General features: G+C 72.5%; 39 protein-coding genes. 33 read left to right on the top strand and 6 right to left on the bottom strand.

Going from position 1 to position 19,200, the window contains the following annotated elements; all coding sequences use genetic code 11:
* Positions 1 to 28 precede the first annotated feature (28 nt).
* The 29 genes from AC069X_RS29730 (at position 29) to AC069X_RS29590 (ending at position 14,453) form a co-directional block, all read left to right on the top strand.
* Positions 29 to 298, top strand: a complete 270-nt coding sequence (locus tag AC069X_RS29730; RefSeq protein WP_478733291.1) for a hypothetical protein — start codon at positions 29 to 31, stop codon at positions 296 to 298.
* The gene (locus tag AC069X_RS29725) at positions 295 to 510 is read left to right on the top strand and encodes a hypothetical protein (RefSeq protein ID WP_478733289.1); all 216 of its coding nucleotides are present in this window, start codon (positions 295 to 297) and stop codon (positions 508 to 510) included. Before AC069X_RS29730 ends, AC069X_RS29725 begins: the two co-directional genes overlap by 4 nt.
* Positions 507 to 986, top strand: coding sequence for a hypothetical protein (locus tag AC069X_RS29720; RefSeq protein WP_478733287.1), 480 nt, complete (start codon positions 507 to 509; stop codon positions 984 to 986). Before AC069X_RS29725 ends, AC069X_RS29720 begins: the two co-directional genes overlap by 4 nt.
* On the top strand, positions 979 to 1,188 hold the full coding sequence (locus AC069X_RS29715; RefSeq protein WP_478733285.1) for a hypothetical protein: 210 nt from the start codon (positions 979 to 981) through the stop codon (positions 1,186 to 1,188). The genes AC069X_RS29720 and AC069X_RS29715 overlap by 8 nt, the downstream gene beginning before the upstream one ends.
* Positions 1,181 to 1,597: a hypothetical protein gene (locus AC069X_RS29710; RefSeq protein WP_478733283.1), complete on the top strand. Its 417-nt coding sequence runs from the start codon at positions 1,181 to 1,183 to the stop codon at positions 1,595 to 1,597. Before AC069X_RS29715 ends, AC069X_RS29710 begins: the two co-directional genes overlap by 8 nt.
* A complete protein-coding gene (locus AC069X_RS29705) occupies positions 1,594 to 1,944 on the top strand; it encodes a hypothetical protein (RefSeq protein WP_478733281.1) in 351 nt (116 codons plus the stop codon). Before AC069X_RS29710 ends, AC069X_RS29705 begins: the two co-directional genes overlap by 4 nt.
* Entirely contained in the window at positions 1,941 to 2,213 is a 273-nt protein-coding gene (locus tag AC069X_RS29700) for a hypothetical protein (protein ID WP_478733279.1), read from the top strand. The genes AC069X_RS29705 and AC069X_RS29700 overlap by 4 nt, the downstream gene beginning before the upstream one ends.
* A complete protein-coding gene (locus AC069X_RS29695) occupies positions 2,210 to 2,437 on the top strand; it encodes a hypothetical protein (protein WP_478733277.1) in 228 nt (75 codons plus the stop codon). The genes AC069X_RS29700 and AC069X_RS29695 overlap by 4 nt, the downstream gene beginning before the upstream one ends.
* Entirely contained in the window at positions 2,434 to 2,859 is a 426-nt protein-coding gene (locus AC069X_RS29690; protein WP_478733276.1) for a hypothetical protein, read from the top strand. The genes AC069X_RS29695 and AC069X_RS29690 overlap by 4 nt, the downstream gene beginning before the upstream one ends.
* Complete coding sequence (locus AC069X_RS29685) at positions 2,856 to 3,686, top strand: hypothetical protein (protein WP_478733274.1); 831 nt, start codon at positions 2,856 to 2,858, stop codon at positions 3,684 to 3,686. The genes AC069X_RS29690 and AC069X_RS29685 overlap by 4 nt, the downstream gene beginning before the upstream one ends.
* 1 nt (position 3,687) lies before the next feature.
* Positions 3,688 to 4,731, top strand: coding sequence for a recombination directionality factor (locus tag AC069X_RS29680; protein ID WP_478733272.1), 1,044 nt, complete (start codon positions 3,688 to 3,690; stop codon positions 4,729 to 4,731).
* Entirely contained in the window at positions 4,728 to 5,441 is a 714-nt protein-coding gene (locus AC069X_RS29675; protein WP_478733270.1) for an exonuclease domain-containing protein, read from the top strand. The genes AC069X_RS29680 and AC069X_RS29675 overlap by 4 nt, the downstream gene beginning before the upstream one ends.
* On the top strand, positions 5,441 to 5,812 hold the full coding sequence (locus tag AC069X_RS29670; RefSeq protein WP_478733268.1) for a hypothetical protein: 372 nt from the start codon (positions 5,441 to 5,443) through the stop codon (positions 5,810 to 5,812). The genes AC069X_RS29675 and AC069X_RS29670 overlap by 1 nt, the downstream gene beginning before the upstream one ends.
* Entirely contained in the window at positions 5,809 to 6,024 is a 216-nt protein-coding gene (locus AC069X_RS29665) for a hypothetical protein (RefSeq protein WP_478733266.1), read from the top strand. The genes AC069X_RS29670 and AC069X_RS29665 overlap by 4 nt, the downstream gene beginning before the upstream one ends.
* On the top strand, positions 6,021 to 7,283 hold the full coding sequence (locus AC069X_RS29660; protein WP_478733265.1) for a DNA cytosine methyltransferase: 1,263 nt from the start codon (positions 6,021 to 6,023) through the stop codon (positions 7,281 to 7,283). Before AC069X_RS29665 ends, AC069X_RS29660 begins: the two co-directional genes overlap by 4 nt.
* Complete coding sequence (locus tag AC069X_RS29655) at positions 7,280 to 7,909, top strand: hypothetical protein (protein ID WP_478733263.1); 630 nt, start codon at positions 7,280 to 7,282, stop codon at positions 7,907 to 7,909. Before AC069X_RS29660 ends, AC069X_RS29655 begins: the two co-directional genes overlap by 4 nt.
* The gene (locus AC069X_RS29650) at positions 7,906 to 8,340 is read left to right on the top strand and encodes a hypothetical protein (RefSeq protein ID WP_478733261.1); all 435 of its coding nucleotides are present in this window, start codon (positions 7,906 to 7,908) and stop codon (positions 8,338 to 8,340) included. Before AC069X_RS29655 ends, AC069X_RS29650 begins: the two co-directional genes overlap by 4 nt.
* The gene (locus AC069X_RS29645; protein WP_478733259.1) at positions 8,337 to 8,645 is read left to right on the top strand and encodes a WhiB family transcriptional regulator; all 309 of its coding nucleotides are present in this window, start codon (positions 8,337 to 8,339) and stop codon (positions 8,643 to 8,645) included. Before AC069X_RS29650 ends, AC069X_RS29645 begins: the two co-directional genes overlap by 4 nt.
* 124 nt (positions 8,646 to 8,769) lie before the next feature.
* Positions 8,770 to 9,204: a hypothetical protein gene (locus tag AC069X_RS29640; protein WP_478733257.1), complete on the top strand. Its 435-nt coding sequence runs from the start codon at positions 8,770 to 8,772 to the stop codon at positions 9,202 to 9,204.
* Positions 9,205 to 9,300: 96 nt separating this feature from the next.
* Complete coding sequence (locus AC069X_RS29635) at positions 9,301 to 10,263, top strand: mucin-2 (RefSeq protein ID WP_478733255.1); 963 nt, start codon at positions 9,301 to 9,303, stop codon at positions 10,261 to 10,263.
* A complete protein-coding gene (locus AC069X_RS29630; RefSeq protein ID WP_478733253.1) occupies positions 10,260 to 10,922 on the top strand; it encodes a zinc finger domain-containing protein in 663 nt (220 codons plus the stop codon). Before AC069X_RS29635 ends, AC069X_RS29630 begins: the two co-directional genes overlap by 4 nt.
* 14 nt (positions 10,923 to 10,936) lie before the next feature.
* Positions 10,937 to 11,251, top strand: coding sequence for a hypothetical protein (locus AC069X_RS29625; RefSeq protein WP_478733251.1), 315 nt, complete (start codon positions 10,937 to 10,939; stop codon positions 11,249 to 11,251).
* A gap of 52 nt (positions 11,252 to 11,303) precedes the next feature.
* Positions 11,304 to 11,714: a hypothetical protein gene (locus AC069X_RS29620; protein WP_478733249.1), complete on the top strand. Its 411-nt coding sequence runs from the start codon at positions 11,304 to 11,306 to the stop codon at positions 11,712 to 11,714.
* Positions 11,715 to 11,759: 45 nt separating this feature from the next.
* Positions 11,760 to 12,308, top strand: a complete 549-nt coding sequence (locus AC069X_RS29615; RefSeq protein WP_478733247.1) for a thioredoxin domain-containing protein — start codon at positions 11,760 to 11,762, stop codon at positions 12,306 to 12,308.
* On the top strand, positions 12,305 to 12,481 hold the full coding sequence (locus AC069X_RS29610; protein ID WP_478733245.1) for a hypothetical protein: 177 nt from the start codon (positions 12,305 to 12,307) through the stop codon (positions 12,479 to 12,481). The genes AC069X_RS29615 and AC069X_RS29610 overlap by 4 nt, the downstream gene beginning before the upstream one ends.
* A complete protein-coding gene (locus AC069X_RS29605; protein WP_478733243.1) occupies positions 12,478 to 12,717 on the top strand; it encodes a hypothetical protein in 240 nt (79 codons plus the stop codon). Before AC069X_RS29610 ends, AC069X_RS29605 begins: the two co-directional genes overlap by 4 nt.
* Entirely contained in the window at positions 12,714 to 12,986 is a 273-nt protein-coding gene (locus tag AC069X_RS29600) for a hypothetical protein (protein ID WP_478733242.1), read from the top strand. Before AC069X_RS29605 ends, AC069X_RS29600 begins: the two co-directional genes overlap by 4 nt.
* A gap of 100 nt (positions 12,987 to 13,086) precedes the next feature.
* Positions 13,087 to 13,680: a hypothetical protein gene (locus AC069X_RS29595; RefSeq protein ID WP_478733240.1), complete on the top strand. Its 594-nt coding sequence runs from the start codon at positions 13,087 to 13,089 to the stop codon at positions 13,678 to 13,680.
* Positions 13,681 to 13,769: 89 nt separating this feature from the next.
* On the top strand, positions 13,770 to 14,453 hold the full coding sequence (locus AC069X_RS29590) for a hypothetical protein (RefSeq protein WP_478733238.1): 684 nt from the start codon (positions 13,770 to 13,772) through the stop codon (positions 14,451 to 14,453).
* A 1-nt stretch (position 14,454) separates the two neighbouring features.
* On the opposite strand, the gene AC069X_RS29585 is transcribed toward AC069X_RS29590, so the two are convergent.
* The 6 genes from AC069X_RS29585 to AC069X_RS29560 form a co-directional block, all read right to left on the bottom strand.
* Positions 14,455 to 14,670, bottom strand: coding sequence for a hypothetical protein (locus AC069X_RS29585; RefSeq protein ID WP_478733236.1), 216 nt, complete (start codon positions 14,668 to 14,670; stop codon positions 14,455 to 14,457).
* Between the two features lie 57 nt (positions 14,671 to 14,727).
* On the bottom strand, positions 14,728 to 15,039 hold the full coding sequence (locus tag AC069X_RS29580) for a hypothetical protein (protein WP_478733234.1): 312 nt from the start codon (positions 15,037 to 15,039) through the stop codon (positions 14,728 to 14,730).
* Between the two features lie 109 nt (positions 15,040 to 15,148).
* Complete coding sequence (locus tag AC069X_RS29575) at positions 15,149 to 15,382, bottom strand: hypothetical protein (protein ID WP_478733232.1); 234 nt, start codon at positions 15,380 to 15,382, stop codon at positions 15,149 to 15,151.
* 62 nt (positions 15,383 to 15,444) lie between these two features.
* Complete coding sequence (locus tag AC069X_RS29570; protein ID WP_478733230.1) at positions 15,445 to 15,768, bottom strand: hypothetical protein; 324 nt, start codon at positions 15,766 to 15,768, stop codon at positions 15,445 to 15,447.
* Between the two features lie 270 nt (positions 15,769 to 16,038).
* Positions 16,039 to 16,212, bottom strand: coding sequence for a GIY-YIG nuclease family protein (locus tag AC069X_RS29565; protein ID WP_478733229.1), 174 nt, complete (start codon positions 16,210 to 16,212; stop codon positions 16,039 to 16,041).
* Positions 16,190 to 16,495, bottom strand: coding sequence for a hypothetical protein (locus tag AC069X_RS29560; protein ID WP_478733227.1), 306 nt, complete (start codon positions 16,493 to 16,495; stop codon positions 16,190 to 16,192). Before AC069X_RS29560 ends, AC069X_RS29565 begins: the two co-directional genes overlap by 23 nt.
* 138 nt (positions 16,496 to 16,633) lie before the next feature.
* Here AC069X_RS29560 and AC069X_RS29555 point away from each other — a divergent pair, with 138 nt between their 5' ends.
* The 4 genes from AC069X_RS29555 (at position 16,634) to AC069X_RS29540 (ending at position 19,085) form a co-directional block, all read left to right on the top strand.
* Positions 16,634 to 16,930 (top strand): hypothetical protein, encoded by a 297-nt coding sequence (locus AC069X_RS29555; protein WP_478733225.1) that lies wholly within the window; start codon positions 16,634 to 16,636, stop codon positions 16,928 to 16,930.
* 69 nt (positions 16,931 to 16,999) lie between these two features.
* Positions 17,000 to 17,983 (top strand): DUF2637 domain-containing protein, encoded by a 984-nt coding sequence (locus AC069X_RS29550; RefSeq protein WP_478733223.1) that lies wholly within the window; start codon positions 17,000 to 17,002, stop codon positions 17,981 to 17,983.
* On the top strand, positions 17,983 to 18,537 hold the full coding sequence (locus AC069X_RS29545) for a hypothetical protein (RefSeq protein WP_478733221.1): 555 nt from the start codon (positions 17,983 to 17,985) through the stop codon (positions 18,535 to 18,537). Before AC069X_RS29550 ends, AC069X_RS29545 begins: the two co-directional genes overlap by 1 nt.
* The gene (locus tag AC069X_RS29540) at positions 18,534 to 19,085 is read left to right on the top strand and encodes a hypothetical protein (protein WP_478733220.1); all 552 of its coding nucleotides are present in this window, start codon (positions 18,534 to 18,536) and stop codon (positions 19,083 to 19,085) included. The genes AC069X_RS29545 and AC069X_RS29540 overlap by 4 nt, the downstream gene beginning before the upstream one ends.
* Positions 19,086 to 19,200: the final 115 nt, after the last annotated feature.

Raw genomic sequence — 19,200 nt, 5'->3', positions numbered from 1 at the left:
CCTCAACCACATCGAATCGAGGAACACCATGAACCACCACGGTACCCCTACGCCGACCGGCCTCCCGGGCCAGTCCGGCATCACCTCCCGCATCCCCGTACCGCTCCCGGCCCCGTCGGTCGAGCTGTACACGGACCCGCGCGGCTTCGTCTGGAAGCTCGTCGAGGACGGCCAGGACGGCCGGCTCTTCGTGCCGGAGCAGGTCAACCCGGCGTCGTGCCCCCGGATGGTGTGGGCCCGCGAGGACGAACTGACCGAGTTCGTCGGCCCGCTGACCCGAGTGGAGCGTGCCGCATGAGCAACCTCCTCCGAGTCGACTTCGGCTTCCCGATTCCGCTGGAGCCCCTGACGGTCACCCCGACGGCCCTGAGCGAGCAGATCATCCGCTACCTGCGGCGCACCGAACTGGACGCTACCGCTGTGGAGGTCGGCGTCGGCTGCGGCTCGGTCTTCGAGGGAGACCGACTCGTCGCAATCTTCACGGTGTCGCCGCTCGGTGGTGCGGCATGACGTCCTCGCCCACGCCGGAGGAGCTAGCGGCGCTGAAGGTCGCGAACGCGGCGCTGCTGACGGCGGACTCCGCGTACGACTTCGCGGCGACGATCGTTTTCGCCCTCGGGTCGGCGCAGCTGCTTCAGTCGCCGGAGTCGGCGGCCGAGCTGGTCCGCCTGCGGGCCCGGGTGGCCGAGCTGGAGGCCCTCACGCCCGCCGAGTACCAGACGTGCCGCACGTGCAGCGCCGCGTACCGGTACGGGCGGTCGTGCTCGAACTGCGCCTTCCAGGCCGAGATGGCCGCCGCTATGGCGGTCCGTCGGGAGGGACCCGAGCCGCACGCGTACCGCCTCGGCCGGGACCTGCCGGACTACCAGACGTGCAACCGCGAGGTCGGGCACCCGTACGGCTGGGTGACCGCCTGTTCCGGCCCCGCCGGGCACAACGGGGACTGCGCCTCGCAGTTCGACCGGCCGGAGGTGCCCCGTGGCTGACCGCGTCCGGGTGCTCTGCGCTCACGAGTACGTGCTCATGCAGGACTCCTGCCCCGGCTGCGACGCCGAGCAGGAGACGCCGCACCAGGCCGACCCGGTCCGCGTCGTCCCGTCGTGGACGAGCACCCCGCACACCCGGTGCCGTCGCTGCGCGCTGCGCCCGTCCGACTGCATCCACACGAGGGGCGGGTCCCGTGGCTGACGAGATCACCCCGTCCGGCTGCCGGCACTGCGGGATCCCCGAGCGCGAGCACTTCCAGCGGTGGAAGCAGCCCGCCGGCTGGCACCGCTGGGCCGCGCCGACCGACCGCCAGATCATCGCCCGCATGCGCATGCGGCGGGCGTTCCGGCTCCAGCTCCTCGACGCCGCCGGGGCCCCGTTCATCGACGGCCGCGAGTACCGGGACCGGTACGGCGACACCTGGCGCTCTGTGGCCGAGGCCACCGAGTTCCGCCACATCGCCTGGGTCGACGGCCGGACGTACGAGACCGAGGCCGCCCGTCGGCACCCGGACGCCCCGCCGCTTCAGCCCTGGTTCGAGGACGCCCGCTCGGTCGTCCGCTCCTCCGGCCCCTTGACCCTCATCTCCCGCGTGTTGGAGGACCAGTGACCCAGCAGCCGCCCGTGACCGGGCCCATCCTCATCGGCGTCGAGCGCATCCCCGCCGGCGCTCGCCTCGACCTCGGCGCGTTCACCTCGCTCGTCGTCGGCGACGTCATCGACGCCCTCCTCGACCCGGACGGCGCCCTGTGGGACCTCCTCCACGAGGTCGCCGACCCGGCGGCCCGGCCGGAGGGCGCCCCGGAGTGCCTCGACCGGGAGGAGCTGGAGCGGCTGCTCGTCGAGCGCGCCTCGTCGAAGGTGCCGCTGTACGGCCCGGCAGCCGGGCGGCTCGCCCGCCGGCTGCTGGCGGTGGCCCCGACGTCGGTGCCGCAGCATCGCGGGGAGGCGGCGTGAGCGCCCTCGACAAGGCCCGTGCGGCCGCCCGCGCCTGGCTGGCCTGTCCGACCAGCGGAGGCCCGAACCCCGTCTGGCGGACCTGCTTCAGCACGGCCGGCACCGACGGCCCGACCGGCATCGCCCCGTTCTGCCCCGACGAGGACCACAACCCGGACGACGGCAGCGTCTACGACTGCTGCCCGGACCCGGTTGTCGAGGTGCGGTCGACGGCGCTCGCCGACTACCTCGCCGCGCTGCTGAATGCCGATTTGGGAGGGACCCGATGACGCGCCGGGAGTGGCTGCTCGCCGCGCTCCAGTCCGCGCCGGGGCCGGTGACGACGCACGACGCGGAGGTGCTCCTCGCGGGCTCGCCGTGGCCGTCGTCGGGCCGGAACACGGCGCGGAAGGACCTTCGTGGGCTCGCGGTACGCGGGGCGCTGGTCGTGGTCGACACGGACGGCCGTCGCGCCTACCTGCCCACCCCGGCCACGGGGAGGGCCGCCGCATGACCACAACCCCGCAGATCCCGTCGGAGCCGCTGGTCGTCCGGCGTTTCGACTGCTCGATCGAGCCGGACCGCGAGTGCGGCGAGACCGAGATGGTCGTGTGCGCCATGAGCGAGGACGGTCGCCCGGTGGCATTGCTCCTCGACGACGAGGCGCGGGCCAAGCTCGCCGGCCTCCTCGGCGGCCGGACGCCCGGCCTCGACGAGCGGGCACTCCAGCTCGCCGACCACATCATCAACACCGGCGGCGAGTGGACCACCGGGAAGGCCCACCAGTGGGTGACCCAGGTGATCAGCCCGAAGCCGCCGATCCACTTCACCCGGCACGCGCTCCAGGCCCTGGCCGTACACGGCTACCTGCGCGAGCGGCGCGAGCCGGGCCGCGTCTCCTACACGCCGATCTACGCGCTGGAGGCCAGCCGATGACGAATCCGCGCCTGGCGCGGGACACCGAGCGGGGTCGCTACTACAGCGACCCCGCCGGGGGCCCGGCCCTCGTCTCCGTCACCAACGTCATCGACACCGCCGTCAACAAGTCGTTCGCGCTCGTCCCCTGGGGCGTCAAGGTCACCGTCGAGTACGTCCTCGACAACTGGAAGGCCGTTGTGCACCGGGTCCTCACGGACCGACCGGGCCTCACCAAGGAGCTGAAGGCGCTCCACCGCGAGGCCAAGGAGCGCGCCGCCGACCTCGGCGACCGCATCCACAAGGCCGCCGAGCTGCACATCCTCGGCGCCCCCGTCCCCGCCGACCCCGAGGTCGCCCCGTACCTGGCTCAGCTGAAGCTGTGGCTAACCAGGTGGGGTGTCGACCTCGACCAGCACATCGAGGCCACCGAGATCACGGTGTTCCACCGGCGCCTCGGCTACGCCGGGACGGCGGACCTGATGATCTGGCTGCCGACCGGCCCCGGCGGCCGGCTGGAGCTGTGGCTCATCGACTTCAAGACGTCCGCCACCCGCCCCGCCAAGAGCGTCTACCCGGAGAACACGCTCCAACTCGCCGCGCTCCGGTTCGCGGAGACCGTCCTCCTCCCCGACGACACCGACGCCCCGATGCCTGCCATCGAGCGGGCCGGCGTCCTCAACCTCCGTGCTCGCTCGCACGCCCTCGTCGAGATGCCCGCCGATCGGGCCGCGCACCGCGCGTTCCGCGGCGCCCTCGAAGCCGCCCGCTGGCTGCATGCCGCGCCCTCCTCGTACCCCGCGCTCCCGGCCCCGGCCGTGGTGCCCACTCCTCGAAAGGCGGCCTGATATGGGCGGTCGCATCTCCACCCTCCAGCGGCAAGCGCGTGAACTCGGCCGCCTGCGCACCGGCTGGTCCGTCCCGAACGAGAACCCCAAGCGGCGACCCATCCCCAAGAAGTCCAAGACCTGGGTCATCACCTCGCACGCCGAGCACTACGTCCAGGCCGCAGCCGACGCCTGGGGCGGCACCGTCGAGCGCTGGCAGCCCCAGGGCAACGGGGCCCCGCAGTTCCGCGTCATCACCAATGCTGAGCAGATCGACGCCCTCCTCCCGCCCGGCGACCCGCTGTCGCAGCACAACGAGATGTGGAACAAGGGCGGTTGCGCGCGCCGCTGCGACGGGCAGACCGAACAGCTCACCCGCAGGCCGTGCCTCTGCCTCGCCGAACACGGCGAGGACTGGCACCTGCTTCGCCAGAATCTCAGCACCAAGGACCAGGTCTGCGCGGCGACCTCGCGGCTGAACGTCGTCCTCCCGGACATGCCGGACGTGGGCGTGTGGCGTGCGGAGACGCACTCCTTCTACGCCGCCAACGAGATGGCGGGCACCGTCGACATGGTTCTGTCCGGGACCGGTGGGAAGGGCCTGGTCCCCGTGACGCTGCGGATTGAGCCCCGTACCCGGGTGGCTGGCGGAATGACGAAGCACTTCCCCGTGGTGGTGGTGGAGGTCCGGGGGATCACCCCGCGGCAGGCCCTTGCCGGTCCGATCTCCACCTCGCTCGCGCTGGACCCGACCGGGTCCCGGGCGGTCGCCGCGATCGAGGCGCCGCGCCCCGACTACCTGGCGCTGGCCGCTGCCGCGCTCAACTCCGACGACGTCCGAGACGTGTGGCGGCAGGCCCGGACGGCGGGGCACGTCGACCCGAAGGGCAGCGACGACCTGTCGAAGCAGCTGATGGCCATCGCCTCGGAGAAGGACGAGGAGGCCGCCCGGGCGGCGCTGCCGGCTGGTCCGGACGAGGACGGCGTCTACCCGGTCGAGGTCGTCGAGGACGAGCCCGCGGACTGGCCGGCGGTCGCCACTCCTGGATCGGGGGCCCACCGATGAACTGGCACCTGGGCCGCCTGGCTGGCTTCGACCTGGAGACCACCGGAATCGACGTCGAGACCGACCGCATCGTCACCGCCTGCGTGGTGCAGTGCGGCGGCGGCCAGCCCACCGCGTCCGCCACGTGGCTGGCCGACCCCGGCATCGACATCCCCGAACAGGCGGAGCAGGTCCACGGCATCAGCACCGCACGGGCCCGCGCCGAGGGCAAGCCCGCCGCCGAGGTCGTCGCCGACGTGCTCGCCGCGCTCGGGCAAGCCATCACCGCCGGGATCCCGATCGTCGCGATGAACGCCCGCTACGACCTGACCCTCCTCGACCGGGAGGCCCGACGGTACGGCCTGGACCCGCTCCCAGCCGGCCTCGGCGGGCTGGCGGTCGTGGACCCCTACGTGATCGACAAGGCCGTCGACCGCTACCGCAAGGGCTCCCGCAAGCTCGTCGACCTCGCCGCGCACTACGAGGTCCCGATCGGCGACGCGCACACCGCTGACGCGGACGCGATCGCGGCGTGCCGGGTCGCCTGGCGTATCGGAACCCGCTACCCGCAGATCGCCGGGTACGCGCTGCCGGAGCTGCACGCGGTGCAGGCCGGATGGGCTGCCGAGCAGGCGGCCGGCTTGCAGGAGTACTTCCGCCGGAAGGACCCGCAGGCCGTGGTACGCGGCGAGTGGCCCCTCATCCCCCACCAGCAGGACGGAGAGCAGTGATGCGTGCACAAGACCTCATCCGCCGATTCCGTGGCGACCAGGCCAAGGCCTCCGGTGTGATCGCGGGCCAGGCCGTGAAGATCCGCGACCTGGAAGTGAAGCTGGAGGCCGCCGAGGCCGCCGTCGTCAAGCTCATGCGGTCCGGGCACGGCGGGACGGACGACCAGGTCGCATTCCTCCGGCGGGAGCTGGAGCAGCGCGCCCGGCTGATCGACCAGCTCCGCGCCGGCGTCATCGACGACGCCCAGTCCGCCGCGCTGCGCCGCGACCTCCACCAGGCTCGGGCGGCCGCGCGAGCGCTGGAGGAACGGCTCGCGATGCTCCAGGCCGCCAACGACGGCATCTCGGAGCGCCCGGCGGTGGCCGCATGAGCCTCACCGACAACGACCTCGACCAGCTCATCAAGGCCATCGGTCTCAAGCGCCCGGCTGGCGGAAGCCAGCGCAAGCCCATCGCGCACGGCACCGTGAACGGGGCGAAGCAGCACCGCTACCGCAAGGAGCCGCTGTGCCAGCCCTGCCGCGTCGCCGAGGCCGCCGGGCAGCGCGCCCGCGCCGCCGCCCGCAAGGGGGTGGCTCAGTGATCTTCCGCCACGACCACGCCCCCGACGTCACAGACCTGTTCTGCGGGCTCGGCGGCTCGTCTACCGGCCTCGCCGAGGCAGGCTTCTGGATCCGGCTCGTGATGAACCACAGTCGCGTCCAAGTCGCCGCGCACGCCGCCAACCACCCGGACGCCGAGCACCTCGTCGAGGACATCAACGCCTTCGACAAGCGCAGCCTGCCGCGCACCCGCATCCTGTGGGGCTCACCGATCTGCACCGAGATCAGCCCCGCCGGTGGACGGCGCCGCACCCGCGGCCAGTTGATGCTGGGCGCCGACGCGCCAGCGGCGTTCGAGCGGACGCGGGCGACCGCGCTCGACATCATCGCGGCCACCGAGGTCCACCGGTATGACGCGGTGCTGTGCGAGAACGTCGTCGAGTTCGCTACCGACTGGGAACTGTTCGACTGGTGGCTGAGCGGGATGGCGATCCTCGGCTACCACTTCCAGATCGTGTGCGCCTCGTCCGCGCACCTCGGCGACGCGGACAACCTCCTGGCGCCGCAGCACCGGGACCGGATCTACATCGTGTTCACCCGCAAGGGGATCCCGCTGCCGGACCTGGAGGTCCGCCCCGAGGCGCTCTGCCCGGCCTGTGGCCCGGTCCGGGCCCGGCAGGTGTGGCGCAACCCGCGCCGCCGGAAGATCGGCAAGTGGGGTGTCCAGTACGACTACCGCTGCCCGAACTCGGCGTGCGGGCACCTCATCCTCGACCCGACCGTCCGGCCGATCTCTGAGGTCATCGACTGGAGCAAGCCCGGCCAGCGGATCGGTGACGGCCGCCCCGACCGGAAGCGGTTCACACCGTACGCCGAGTCCACCCGGGCCCGGGTCGCCACCGGTCTGGAGAAGTTCGGGCACGCCCCGCACGTGGCGGTGCTGCGCCGGAACACGGTGCCGGTCGCCGTAACCGACGCGGTGCCTGCCGTGTCCGCACAGGGCAAGCACCACGCCCTCATCGTCCCCAACGGGCGCAAGGGCGCGGTGCGCACGGCCGACGAGCCGCTGACGACGGTGGCGTGCAAGCCTCACCACAGCCTGGTCCGTACGGCTCCGACGGTCGAGGACTGCACGCTGCGGATGCTGTCACCGCGCGAACTCGCCTCGGCTCAGCGGTTCCCCGCGGACTACGTTCTGCCGGATGCCAGCCAGGAGGAGCAGATCCTCGGCGTCGGCAACGCGGTGAGCGTGAACGCTGCCCGCTGGCTCGGCGAGCGCGTGAAGGCGGTACTCGCATGAGCCTCACCGTGACCCCCGCGACCGGGATGCCGCTCACACTCCCGGCCGCGGGCACCAGCCAGCCCCCGCTCGTCATCGGCCTCGACGTCGCCCTCACCGGCTCCGGCGTGGCCGGAGCCGGGTGGACCGACAGGGTCCGCTGCACCACGACGAGCACGCACAGCAGGCTCGCATTCCAGCTCGACGGCCTCGCCTCCTTCTACCGGCACGCGGAGTACGTCGTCATCGAGGGCGCCGCCTACTCCCGCGCGGGAACACAGGGCGCTGACGCGCTCGCCGCGATGCGGTGGATGGTCCGTCACGACCTGTGGAAGCGCCGTATCCCCTACGTCGTGATCACCCCCACCAAGCGGATCACCTACGCCACCGGATCCACTGTCCACCGGGACGAGCACGGCGAACGGCTGAAGGGCCCGGCCCTCAAGGGGCTCGTCCGCGACGCGGTCGCCTCCCGGTACGGCGTTCACACCGAAGGGCCCTGCCGCTACGACGAGGCCGACGCCTACGTCCTCCTCGCCATGGGCCTTGACCACCTCGGGCACCGCCTCGCCGAGGTCCCCGACACTCACGCCCGCGCGCTCGTCGGCTGCGACTGGTCCGGCTTCGACAAGGCGGCCGCCCGATGAAAATCCGCGCCGACATTGCCGAGCTGCTCCGCGACGGCCTCACCGACCGCCAGATCGAGCAGCGACTCCACGTCTGCCACACCACCGTCGCCAAGACCCGTACCGCCTTGGGCATCCCGAAGTGCCGGGGCGGCGTCCGCACCACTTGCACCCTCGCCGAAGCCGTCCTTGCCCGGTCCGAGGACGCCGGCGACGGCCACCGGGCCTGGACCGGCCATGTCTCTCGCGGGGTGCCGGTCCTGCGCTGGCACGGACGCCGCACCACCGCCCAGCGGGCCGGGTTCGTCGCGCACACCGGCCGGTCCCCCATCGGCACCGTCCGGCCCGGCTGCGGTGTGCCGTGGTGCGTTGCGCCGGCGCACATGGACGACACCGCCGCCCGGCAGCGCAACCGTGCTGCCTTCGAGGCCCTGTTCGGAGGCTCCCTGTGATCACCAAGTCCTACGGGCCCCACCGCGCCCCCGACACCCTCGAACCCCCCAGCAACTGGGCTGCGTACGCCGCGTGCGCCACGGTCGACCCCGAGCTGATGTACCCCGAGCTCAACGACCACGCCGCCTACCGCGACGCCCGCAACATCTGCGCCGTCTGCCCGGTCTGGAACGAGTGCCTCGCCGACGTCATGGCGTACGAGGGCAAGGCGTCCGCGAAGTACCGGTACGGAATCCGTGCCGGGCTCACCCCGTCGGAGCGCGCCAACCGCTACGCCCGCTCACGGTCCCGAGGCGCGGCGTGAAAAGCCGCCGCTGCGACGTTCCGGCCGGCGGCCACGACGGCCCACCCCGCCTCTACCCCTGCGGCTGGCGCTGCACCACCCACGCACCCCGACCCCGGCCTGTCAACGAGAACGGAGCCCCGTGATGGACAACATCACCCAGCTCATCGCCACCGCGTACACGGCAGCCGTCCACGGCGAGGTCGACGCAGCAGCCGACGCCCTCGACGCCATCGGGTTCAGCACGGACGCGCGGCAGATGTACGGCGTGTGCTGCGCATTCGCCGAGGCCGGCACCCGCGCCGTCCAGCTCCTCCACCCGACCGGGTTCGAGCCCGCCAAGGGCGAGATGCTCGGGCTCACCGAGATCGCGCCGGGGGCCGCCGACGCAAACCCCCAAACGGCCTGGGCCATGCGGTTCTTCGTCGCCCACGCCAACCGCGACCCCGACATGACCAACGCGCTGTACGCCACCGCCATCCAGGCGGGCCCGGAACGGTTCAGCGAATCCGTATCTGCGCTCCTTTTGGTCGTCGCCAGCCTCGGCCGATCCGTCCTTCAGGCCCGCCGCCCCTCCTGACCTACCGCCCGCCCGGATTTCGGCCGGCGCCTGCGGTTCGACGCCGCAGGCGGGCACCAGCAACCGCCCCTGCTCCACCGAACGGAGACCCACCCGATGCCCTGGTTCAACGTCGATGACGGGTTCGACTCCCACCCGAAGACCCGCAAGGCGGGCAACGCGGCGGCCGGGCTGTTCTGCCGACTGGGCTCGTACTCCGCCCGGCACCTCACCGAGGGCCAAGTCGACGCCGACGTCGTCCGCGACTACGGGACGCCCGCAACGGTGCGGAAGCTCATCGCGGTCGGCATGCTCCACCCGGCTGGCCACAGCTGCCTCAAGTGCGAGCAGCCGGCCGCTGGCGGTTACGTCATCCACGACTACCTCGACTACAACCGGTCGCGGAAGCAGATCGAAGCCGCGCGGGAGAACGGCAGGAAGCGGCAGCAGAAGGGCCGCGACAGGGCGCGCGACGAGGAAAAGTCCCACGATTCTGACGCGAATCTCGACGCAAACTCACGCGAAAATGGCGCGAGTTCGGGGCGAAACTCGCACGAGAATGAACCCCTGTTTGGAGATGAACCCGCAGGTCAGGGTGGCATGTCACAGCGTGACACCCTCCAGGGTGCTACGGGTGTCCAATCCCCTCCACTCCAATCCGAGGTTCCTCCTGCGGAGGAACCTCCCCCCTACCCCCCGTCCGAAAGGCCCGGCACCGACGTGGTTGCCGCCAGCGGACGAGGAGAGATCCAACCCCTCATCCAGGCCATGAGCGCCCGCCACATGCGGGTCACGTGGAAGTTCACGCCCGAAGAGTGGATCGAACTCCGCGACGCCGTACGCCGCGTCGGCGTACCCCTCCTCGTCGAGCACGCCGAGAAGGTCTGGCGCGCCGCCAAAACGCCGCCGTTCAGCGCCCGCTACTTCCTGCCCGGCTGGACCGGCCTGGAACCCGAGACCGAATTCACCGGCCCCCGGCCCGTCACCGGCCCGCCGTCCGCCGCTCAGTCCTACCTCGCCCAGATGTCCGCCCACGCCGACCGAATCCGCCAACAGAACGCCGCCGGAGGTGCCTCATGAACCCCGACCGCATCCCCGAACTCATCGCCCGGATCGCCCTCGCCGACCCCCGCGTCCGCCGCACCGACGAAGCCGAGCAGATCGCCCAGATCGACATGTGGGCCGGCATCCTCGCCGACGTCCCGTACGAGTTCGCGATCCAGGCCGCCCACACGCACTACGCCACCACCGCGTGGCCCATCCTCCCGGCCGACATCGCCACCCGCTGGCAGGCCCTCGTCCGCGACCGCATGAACCGCGACGTCGACCCCGTACCCCTCGCCGACCCCGACGACGAGGAGGCCTACCGGCAGGGCCTCACCGCCCACCGCCGCGCCGTCGCCACCGGCCGCACCGCCCCCGTCGACCACCGCGAACTCACCGCCGTCCCGGCCGAGGTCCAAGAGCGCCTCAACACAATCGGCCGCTACATCCCCAACCACGTCCGCGACCAGCTCGCCGCCTACCGCCCCGCACGAGCCGAACGCGAACGCATCATCCGCACCGGCCAGCCCGACCCCCTCGCCGTCCCCTGCCCCTGGTGCGCCGCCGCCGTCAACCAGCCCTGCCGCGGCCGCCGCACCACCCCCGGACGCGACCCCGAAACCAAGCGGTCCGGCGGCCGGGCCCCGCACCCCTCCCGCCTCGACGCCGCCCGCAGCCTTCCCGACGCCGCCTAACCCCAGGAGCCCGCATGTCCATCTGGACCACCGCCTACCTCGCCTACGGGCTGGAGATCCCCGCCCGCGACACCGACGAACTCGACCGCGCCCTCGGCCGCCTCAAGAACGACGTCGGCCACCTCGAAGCCGGACCGTACGACCACGACCGGCTCTACCTCGTCACCGCCTGCCACAGCGCCGACACCCGCATGTCCGAGACCCCCGACATCCCCCACGACGAGGCCCAGTACCGCACCTGGGACGACCACCTCCGCACCGCGCTCACCGCCCTCGGCCTCCCCACCGACCAGCGATTCACCTGGCACCTCATCGCCGACCAGGACTGACCCGCCGCCTGAACCCGGTTCCCCCGTCCCGCGCGCACCAGGAGAAGCCCTCATGTACCCCACCCTGTTCACGACCCCCGGCCTCAAGGCTTTCGCCGAAGCGCTCGACGCTGAGCGCGCCTACCAGCTTCGAAAGTTCGGCGACCAGCGGCACCCCGACGGCACGGGCCTGCCTGGCGACGACGGCCAGACCGCCATGGCCCGCCGGGTCTGCGAGAAGGCCGCGGCCAACGGCTCACTGGCCTGGCGGCACATTCTCCAGGAGGAGGTTCGGGAGGCCCTGGCCGAGTCCGACCCGGCCACGCTGCGAGCCGAGCTGATCCAGGTCGCCGCCGTCTGCGCGGCCTGGGTGTCCGACCTCGACCGACGCGGCACCCCGGCCGTCCCGGACGAGGACCCGGAGGCCGCGTGCATGCGCGCCGTGGCCGACGCCGACATCGCCGCGCACCCCAGCCGCCTGTAGCCCGCCGCTGCCAGCCGGCCCCAGCCCTCATCCCAGGAGATCCGCATGAACCGCTTCGAGTACACCGACGCCCACGGCGACGGCCTTTGGGCCCACCCCGACCGCGACGAGGCCGGCAACCCCGTCGTGATCCTCTCCGCCACATCTGGCGAGGACACGATCGCCGTGTACGTCCCCCTCGGTCGCGTCGAGGAGGTCATCGCCGGGATGCGCGACATGGCCCGCCAGGCCGCCTACACCATGGCGTACAACCAGCCCTCCCGATTCCCGGGCGACTCGCCCGCGATGCGTGCCGCGGCCCTGTCGTGCGTCAGCCCGAACCCGACCTCGCGCCGCCAGCTGTCCGAGCTGGAGCACGACCGGGCCTGGCACGCCATCGAGGGCGCGGCCGGCAGGACCGGCGCCGACCCCGGCACCGTGCTGAACGCCGTGCTCGCCGCCCTCGGCATCGACCCGCCCGTCACCTCGTCCGCCCGGCCCCCGGTCGACGGCGAAGGCCTGGACTGCCAGTGCCTGCCCGCCACCCGGCAGGAGCGCCGGATCTACTGCGACGAGCACCTTGCCGAGCGCGTTGCGGCTGAGGAGTGCCCGTGATCGCCCTGTACGCGCTCGCCCTGTGGTTCCTCGCCTCGATCCCCTTCGCGGTCCTCTGCGGCCGCCTCATCCGCCACGGCAAGCAGCAGGACCCCACCCACCGGCGAGGCCGCCACACGGCCGCACACACCCCGTCCTGGGCCCGCAACAACCAACAGGGAGACGACCAATGACCATCAAGGCCGGCCAGACCTACCGCGCCGCTAACCCCCTCGACGACGGCCGCCGCATCTTCATCGAGGCGTACACCGCCGGAGACGCCCGCGCCCACGTCGTCGACGCCGACACCGGCAAGCGCCCCCGGCCGATCCTCGCGCACACCCTCCACCCCACCCCGACGACGAAGAACGGCCAGCCCCGGCGCACCGGCTACGTGCTGGAGACCCAGCCCGACGGGAGCCCCCGATGACCTGCACCCTCGCCGCCGCCACCATCGCCCGCACCCTCACCGCCCGCCGCCACAACAACGCGACTGCCGGGCCCTCATGGGCCCCTGGCTTCCGTTGCCACCAGGCCAGCCCCCGCACCGTCCGCATCCACCACGACGGCCCCGACGAGGACGTTCACCTCGCCGAGTACGCGACCGCCCTCCGCGAAAGCGGCTACACCGTGATCGCCGAACGGAAGACCGGCCGGCGGCCCGCCCTCCGCGTCACCCAGCCCGGGAGCAGCCGATGACCACCGCCCTCACCGTTCTGATCTGGCTCGCCGCCATCTGGCTCGCCCTCGGCATCCTCGCCGGCACCTACGCCCTCTACCGCGCCTGGAAGGACTGGCGATGACCGAGCAGCCCCGCCTGACCCCCAACCCCGATGGGAACGGAGTCCTCCTCCACCTCCCGGACTTCACCTACCTCGACACCCAGGCCTGGTCCGTCGACATCGGCCTCACCCATGCCGCGCTGGACACGCTCCGTGCCCTACTCGCCCACCAGGAGCAGCCGGTGACCGAGCAGCCCGCCCGGAAGCTCCTCGACCAGCTCACCGACGAGGAACTCGCCAAGCTGTATGACCGGATCGAAACCCTCACCGCCGTCTGCCGCAGCAACCGCCGCGCCTACGCCGGCGCCGTCGAGGACGTGCAGGCAGCCGAGCAGCGTGCCGCCCAGGCCGAGGCCGAGCGGGACCAACTGCGCGCCGACCTTGCCCACCAGGCGCAGGAGCTGGCCACCTGGCGCGCCACCGTGGCCACCCTCGACGCCGGAGCACCCGGAACACCCCGGGACCGCGCCGAGCAGGCCGAGGCCGCGCTCGCCCGCGTCCGCGCCGAGTTGGACCGGCTCGACGGTGACGTTCACGGCCGGCCGCCCCTCGGGCTCGCCGGGATCCGCCACGCCACAGCGCAGATTCGCGCCGCCATCAGCACCGACTGAGCACACGACGAGGGGCGCGCCCAATGTCTCCCCAGACCAGCGCGCCCCCAGGTGGCACCCACCGTACCCCGCACGCCCCAGGAGCCCCGATGCCCGCCGCCACCGACCGCCGCCTCTACGACATCACCCGCCACTGGGACGACCTCGTCGAAGCCCTCGACGGCCGCACCAGCAGCTGGCCCCCCGCAGGCAAGGCCGATCTCCTCCGCGCCCTCGACCAGCGCGACGCCGACGAGGTCGCGTACGCCCGCGCCCACGCCGCGCACCGCCGCTCCCGCGAGCGGGACCCCGGACAGATCGGCGAGGTCGCCGCGCCCATCAACCTCGGCGTCCTCGACACCATGCGCGCCGTCGAGGCCGCGCTCCTCCACCTCGCCGACACCATCGCCGCCGACATCCAGCGGCCGGCCACCGTACCCGCCGACGCGGCGAACCCGACCCGGTGGCGCTTCACCGGCCGACGGACCGCACCCCAGGCCGCGCTGTGGCTCCTCGCCCGATGGGACGGCGCCTCCGGCCGGCTCCGCGGCCGCCCGGCGATCCCGTCGCCGTTCACGCCCCTGACCGACCACCACCGGGCCCGGATCGCCGCGGTCGCCGAGGGAGCAGCCGCACGCATCGAGCAGGCCCTCGACCTCGTCGGTCGGGACCGCGTCCTTGCCGAACCCTGCCGGTGCGGCGGCCGCATCACCATGCGGGGCGGGGGCGGCGCCGACCCTGCCGCGCGGTGCGGCAGCTGCGGGCAGGTGTGGACGCTGGCCTCAGCCGCGTAGGTCACTCCGGCGGCGGCTCCAGGGTCCACACCTCGGGGCCGCCGCCCTTCCACTCCATCCACGGCGGCCACGAGTCCGCGTCCGGCCAGCCCGCACGGCGCAGAAACTCGATCACGTCGGTCGGCCCGAAGGCCCTCCCGAGGATGCTCCCGTCGACACGCACCCGCCGGCCGCCCTCCTCGTCGGGCGGGTACACGATCACGCGCGGCTCGACCATGCCCTCACGGTCACCCGGATGGCATCCGGACGCATCCGGACAGGCCCGAACGGGCGCTCAGACGGCACCCAGCGGACCAGCGGCCACCGCGTACGCTGCGGCGTATGCCGCCACCCCGGCATGATGCAGACACACGTACTGGTCGCGGCGCTGATCGATCGACGAATCCTCTCCCCCTACGACCTCAGCCAGCAGCTCGGGAACGGTCATCGCATCCGCGCTGACGGATACCCCGGCGACCTGGAAGACGGCCCGAACGTGCAGAACCGCCGGCCGGGGGCACTCCTGGGTGCAGGTCTGAGGCTGCCCTTCCGGGCCGGGGAGGTCGGGGTCGATGAGGCGCACGAGCGCCCAGGGGAGATCGGTCATGACCGGCACCGTAGGTGCGCCCGCCGTGGCACGGCAGGGCGGCCGGATGCATCCGAGCAGCGCACAGCCCCCGGTCCGCTAGGGACCAGGGGCTCCGTCGTACGCGCGACTACTCGGCGGGCATCTCCGGATGACGCACCCGCTTCTTCACCTCGGCCTCGACTTGATTGCGGGGCGTCTCAATGTCCTTCGCGTACTTGGTGATGGCCACGTGCACCTCGTCGACCTGCTCCCGCCAGACCGCCCAGGCCTCTGCGGTCGCGTTGGCCCGTACGGCCTGGTGCGCTTCGTCGGAAGCGCGCTGGAGGTCGAGCAGTTCGGAGGGGGGTTCGATTTTCGCCACCGCGCGATCCTACGACCGAGGGTCCGGCTAGCCACTCCAGCACGCCGAGCCCGCTCGCAGCCCTACTGCCCGAAGCGCACTCTGCCCGCGCTGCTGCCCGGCTTCGGCGGCACCTCCACCGTCGCCTCATGCTCCTCGTACGGGAAGTAGTCCTCCGTCGCGGCCACCGTCGGATGCTCCTCGAACACGGCGTTCTCCAGCGCCCTGCGTGCCTCACGCAACGCATCACCCGCCGCCCCCAGCTGCTTCGCCGGGAAGGCTCGCTCCCCCGATCGCGGATAGGCGTTCTCCAAGTCCACTTCCGCGCGCAGCAACGCAACCTGGAGTCCGGCAAGGACCTGCCCCAGCCGCAGGTGCTCGGGGTGGGAGAGGCCGCGCTTAGCCATCGTGATGCTCCTCGGTTCGGTGGGCCGCAGCCTACCGCCCACTTGGCCAGGGCCGGCCAGCCCCCGATTTATCGAAAACCGGGGGCGCATGAGCAGCAGCTAGTCGGCCGGCTCGGCCTTCGGGCACTTCGTACCGCGCACGCTCTGGGCGATCTGCTGCGTTCGAGCGGCGACCGCACGCCAGTGACTGCCTTGGCGTGGCGTGCCGTGGATGTTGTGCGCACCCCCGCCAGCCGTCAGGGCCGCCTGCTCGGCACGCCGAGCCTCGGCTCAGGTGGGGTGCCAGGTCACTGTGTACCGAGCAACATGCCGCCCCCAGGCGTTCGCTCGGTGCTCAGCCCAGCGGTTCAGCGGGTCCTTGCTGACGCCGACGTACAGCAACCCGCCCACGGAGTCGAACAGCTGGTAGAGCGCCACCTCCTCACCCTCGGCTCGATGGATCATCTGCCCTTCGATCTGCCGCACCATCCGTGACGCCCTTCTCTGCTGACTGAAGATCGGTCCGCTGGCCTTGGCGACTCTTCCGGGTGGCGAAGTACGGTCGCGCGACCCGATAGTCCACCGCCTTCGCCCTGCCCACCGGCACGACGGGCGGGAATTCAGGGTCCGTCTCGGCGATCTTCGAGATGCGCTGATGGGTGATGCTCTGCACCACCCCGTCAGCGACGAGGCGGCGCGCCAGCTCGCGGAAGCTCACCATCTCCGGCCCTCCTTCGGCCTCGACCATGGGCACCATCTTCCCCGACCTCGTTGCCATATGGCAACGAGGTCGCTACGTTGGATCCAGCACAGCAGAACGGCCCCGGTCGGAGTTCGCAGCTCCGCCGGGGCCAGCCGTCCCACCTGCCTACCAGGAGGAACAGCCATGCCCGAGCGTACCCAGCTCTCCCAGCCGGACGAAGCCCTCCGCCAGGCCGACCGCGACACCCGCGTCCGCGCCGGCCTCGCCTACGCCGTCAAGCGCCTCACCGACGGCCGCGCGCACCACGTCATGACCGACGCCGCCCGCCTCGCCATCGCCCAGCGCTACGCCGTCGACACGCTCGACTGGACCGACGAGGCCGACGACCTGATCCGCGACCTCCTCGCCGTCATGCCGGAGATCACCCGCGACATCACCCGCGGCGAGTACGCGCTCCTCCTCGCCCCCGCCCGCGCCTGACCCACCCGACCGGCCGGGCCCGCGCTGACCACCCGCGCGGCCCCGGCCCCGCACACCCCGGAGCACCACGTGCGCACCCGCATCATCTGGTGGGCCAGCCTCGCCCTCATCGGCGGAGCCGCCGCCGGCATCACCGGCTGGTCCCTCTACTATGTCGCCCACAGCATCTACGGCGTCCCCGCCGGCCTCGCGATCCTCACCGCCGCCGTCTACGACGGAACCGCCATCGCCGCACTCTTCCTCGCCGGACAGGCCGTCAAGGAGAACCGGTCCGCGCTCGGCCCCCACCTCGCCACGCTGGCCATGGCCAGCTTCTCCATCTACCTCAACCACCGCCACGCGCAGCACATCAACGGCGACCTCGGCGCGACCATCATGTTCGCGACCCCGACCGTGGCGCTCCTCCTCGTCTCCGGGCTCGCCTGGTCCGCCGTCCGTGCCCGCCACCGCGCCGACGCCGGAGACACCCCCGTCACCCTTCCCCGCTTCGGCCTGTGGGGCTGGCTCATCGCCACCGAGGACGCCTGGGCCGCCACGAAACAGCGCGTCGTCACCCACGTCACCAGCAGCGCATCACCTGCGCCGCAGCCGCAAACCGTGAAGCGCCACGACGCATCAGCCGTCCTGCGCGAGCACTTCGCGGGAATGGACCCCGCCGACGCGATCCGCTTTGCCCACTCCGCGAAGCCCACCACCCCGCCCGCCGAACTCGCCGCCGAGCTGAAGTCCTACGGGGTCCACGTCTCCCCGGTACAGGTGGCGCTGGTCCTTGGCGCGGCACCGCAGCGCATCACCCTGGAGCGCGACGATGCGCCTGATGCACAGCAGGTCAAGGCCGCCGGGCGCGTCACGAAGAGCACCGCAATCCTCGACGCCGCATCAGTCCTGGGCCCGGACGCGAAGGCGGCCGCGGTCGTAGAGCGCGTGCGGCGCACCACGGGTCTCCAGGTCGACGAGGCGTATGTCCGCACCGTCCGCTCCCGCAACAAGCCGCCCGCGCCCGCGCAGCCCACGCTGCCCGGCACCGGCCAGGGCGGGGAGGGCTACAACTGATGGCGCACCCCATCCAGCCCTCACGGATCATCCCGCCCGGCGCCCCGCTGCCCGCCCAGCCCCCCAGCCCTCCCCCGCCGTCGCGCCCCGTCGACTGGTGGCAGCCCCCGCCGGCGCCGCCCGCCCCGCGACCGCCCGTACCGCCGCCGTACGCGCCGCCCCCGCCCGGCGCGGTCGACGTCCACGTCACCCTCTCGTGGGCCGCCTCCGAGCCGGAGCGGCCCGCCTGGTGGCGCCGGATCCGCTGGGGCTACAACGCGGGCTGCCTACTCTGCGCGATGCCGGTCTCCGGCCCGTGGGCCTGGGTCCTCGACTCCGTCCGCGACAGCCAGGGCCTCGCCGGGGCGTGGACGCTCGCCGCCATCCCGCTGGCCGTGCTCGCCCTCCTCGACAACGCCCGCCGCGTCGAAGCCGAGAACGCCCACCCCGACCTCTGGCGGCCGAAGCTGCGCGCCGCCCGCGCCCGGATCCTCCTCGCCGCCGCCCTCATCGCCACCGCCACCAGCCTGCCGGTCACCACCGCCGTCTACCTGATCACCGGAGTCCGCACATGAACACACAGTTCACCTCGACCGCCCTGACCGGCGCCGGTCTCGCCATCGGACTCGCCCTCCTCGTGGTCCAGCACGCCCGCTGGTGGAAGACCGCCGGCGGGGGACCGGCCGGAGGAGGCACCGCCCGCGACCCGAAGGCCTTGATCCCCTTCTGGTCGGGCATCGCCTTCGGCACCCTGATGGTCGCGTGCCCCGCCGGCCTGCTCGGCACCGCATCCGGCGTCCTCCGCTGGGGCGGCAACAGCCTCGGCGACCTCGTCATGTCGACCATGACCGGCCAGCGGTCCAGCGTCGTCGCCACCGCAGCCGCCCCGCACCTGACGGAAGACGGCGCCCTCGTCGTCACCGCCCTCGTCATCTGCCTCTGGCTGCTCCGGAAGCAGGTCGCCAAGGTCGCCAAGTCCGGCTTCAAGACCGGCGTCTGGTCCGGCACGCTCCTCGCCATCGGAACCGGAACCTTCGCGGTGATCGGCAACTTCGTCATCCCCACCGTCAACTCGGCCGGCGCGCAGCTCCTCGGCACCGCCGTTCACGGGACCTTCCTGTGACCGCCCCCACGAGCGCCCAGTGGATCCGGGCCGCCGCCGGCCGCCTCACCGTCGGCTCCCAGCGCCTCACCGCGCACCTCACCGGTCGGGTGGCCGCCTGAATCCGCGACACCTG

The organism is Streptomyces sp. NPDC043896, from assembly GCF_056435605.1.
Note: the sequence above shows the minus strand (reverse complement) of the source record. Positions and strands in the feature narration are given on the sequence as shown.

Bases quoted from the DNA above. Each gene is read 5' to 3' on its own strand.
- AC069X_RS29630 (WP_478733253.1), top strand. From the start codon at position 10,260: ATGAACCCCGACCGCATCCCCGAACTCATCGCCCGGATCGCCCTCGCC.
- AC069X_RS29600 (WP_478733242.1), top strand. From the start codon at position 12,714: ATGACCTGCACCCTCGCCGCCGCCACCATCGCCCGCACCCTCACCGCC.
- AC069X_RS29545 (WP_478733221.1), top strand. From the start codon at position 17,983: ATGGCGCACCCCATCCAGCCCTCACGGATCATCCCGCCCGGCGCCCCG.
- AC069X_RS29560 (WP_478733227.1), bottom strand. From the start codon at position 16,495: ATGGTCGAGGCCGAAGGAGGGCCGGAGATGGTGAGCTTCCGCGAGCTG.
- AC069X_RS29655 (WP_478733263.1), top strand. From the start codon at position 7,280: ATGAGCCTCACCGTGACCCCCGCGACCGGGATGCCGCTCACACTCCCG.
- AC069X_RS29670 (WP_478733268.1), top strand. From the start codon at position 5,441: ATGCGTGCACAAGACCTCATCCGCCGATTCCGTGGCGACCAGGCCAAG.
- AC069X_RS29685 (WP_478733274.1), top strand. From the start codon at position 2,856: ATGACGAATCCGCGCCTGGCGCGGGACACCGAGCGGGGTCGCTACTAC.
- AC069X_RS29555 (WP_478733225.1), top strand. From the start codon at position 16,634: ATGCCCGAGCGTACCCAGCTCTCCCAGCCGGACGAAGCCCTCCGCCAG.
- AC069X_RS29605 (WP_478733243.1), top strand. From the start codon at position 12,478: ATGACCATCAAGGCCGGCCAGACCTACCGCGCCGCTAACCCCCTCGAC.
- AC069X_RS29730 (WP_478733291.1), top strand. From the start codon at position 29: ATGAACCACCACGGTACCCCTACGCCGACCGGCCTCCCGGGCCAGTCC.
- AC069X_RS29680 (WP_478733272.1), top strand. From the start codon at position 3,688: ATGGGCGGTCGCATCTCCACCCTCCAGCGGCAAGCGCGTGAACTCGGC.
- AC069X_RS29675 (WP_478733270.1), top strand. From the start codon at position 4,728: ATGAACTGGCACCTGGGCCGCCTGGCTGGCTTCGACCTGGAGACCACC.
- AC069X_RS29725 (WP_478733289.1), top strand. From the start codon at position 295: ATGAGCAACCTCCTCCGAGTCGACTTCGGCTTCCCGATTCCGCTGGAG.
- AC069X_RS29625 (WP_478733251.1), top strand. From the start codon at position 10,937: ATGTCCATCTGGACCACCGCCTACCTCGCCTACGGGCTGGAGATCCCC.
- AC069X_RS29640 (WP_478733257.1), top strand. From the start codon at position 8,770: ATGGACAACATCACCCAGCTCATCGCCACCGCGTACACGGCAGCCGTC.
- AC069X_RS29690 (WP_478733276.1), top strand. From the start codon at position 2,434: ATGACCACAACCCCGCAGATCCCGTCGGAGCCGCTGGTCGTCCGGCGT.
- AC069X_RS29570 (WP_478733230.1), bottom strand. From the start codon at position 15,768: ATGGCTAAGCGCGGCCTCTCCCACCCCGAGCACCTGCGGCTGGGGCAG.
- AC069X_RS29650 (WP_478733261.1), top strand. From the start codon at position 7,906: ATGAAAATCCGCGCCGACATTGCCGAGCTGCTCCGCGACGGCCTCACC.
- AC069X_RS29635 (WP_478733255.1), top strand. From the start codon at position 9,301: ATGCCCTGGTTCAACGTCGATGACGGGTTCGACTCCCACCCGAAGACC.
- AC069X_RS29580 (WP_478733234.1), bottom strand. From the start codon at position 15,039: ATGACCGATCTCCCCTGGGCGCTCGTGCGCCTCATCGACCCCGACCTC.
- AC069X_RS29595 (WP_478733240.1), top strand. From the start codon at position 13,087: ATGACCGAGCAGCCCCGCCTGACCCCCAACCCCGATGGGAACGGAGTC.
- AC069X_RS29620 (WP_478733249.1), top strand. From the start codon at position 11,304: ATGTACCCCACCCTGTTCACGACCCCCGGCCTCAAGGCTTTCGCCGAA.
- AC069X_RS29695 (WP_478733277.1), top strand. From the start codon at position 2,210: ATGACGCGCCGGGAGTGGCTGCTCGCCGCGCTCCAGTCCGCGCCGGGG.
- AC069X_RS29565 (WP_478733229.1), bottom strand. From the start codon at position 16,212: ATGATCCATCGAGCCGAGGGTGAGGAGGTGGCGCTCTACCAGCTGTTC.
- AC069X_RS29585 (WP_478733236.1), bottom strand. From the start codon at position 14,670: ATGGTCGAGCCGCGCGTGATCGTGTACCCGCCCGACGAGGAGGGCGGC.
- AC069X_RS29590 (WP_478733238.1), top strand. From the start codon at position 13,770: ATGCCCGCCGCCACCGACCGCCGCCTCTACGACATCACCCGCCACTGG.
- AC069X_RS29615 (WP_478733247.1), top strand. From the start codon at position 11,760: ATGAACCGCTTCGAGTACACCGACGCCCACGGCGACGGCCTTTGGGCC.
- AC069X_RS29665 (WP_478733266.1), top strand. From the start codon at position 5,809: ATGAGCCTCACCGACAACGACCTCGACCAGCTCATCAAGGCCATCGGT.
- AC069X_RS29540 (WP_478733220.1), top strand. From the start codon at position 18,534: ATGAACACACAGTTCACCTCGACCGCCCTGACCGGCGCCGGTCTCGCC.
- AC069X_RS29720 (WP_478733287.1), top strand. From the start codon at position 507: ATGACGTCCTCGCCCACGCCGGAGGAGCTAGCGGCGCTGAAGGTCGCG.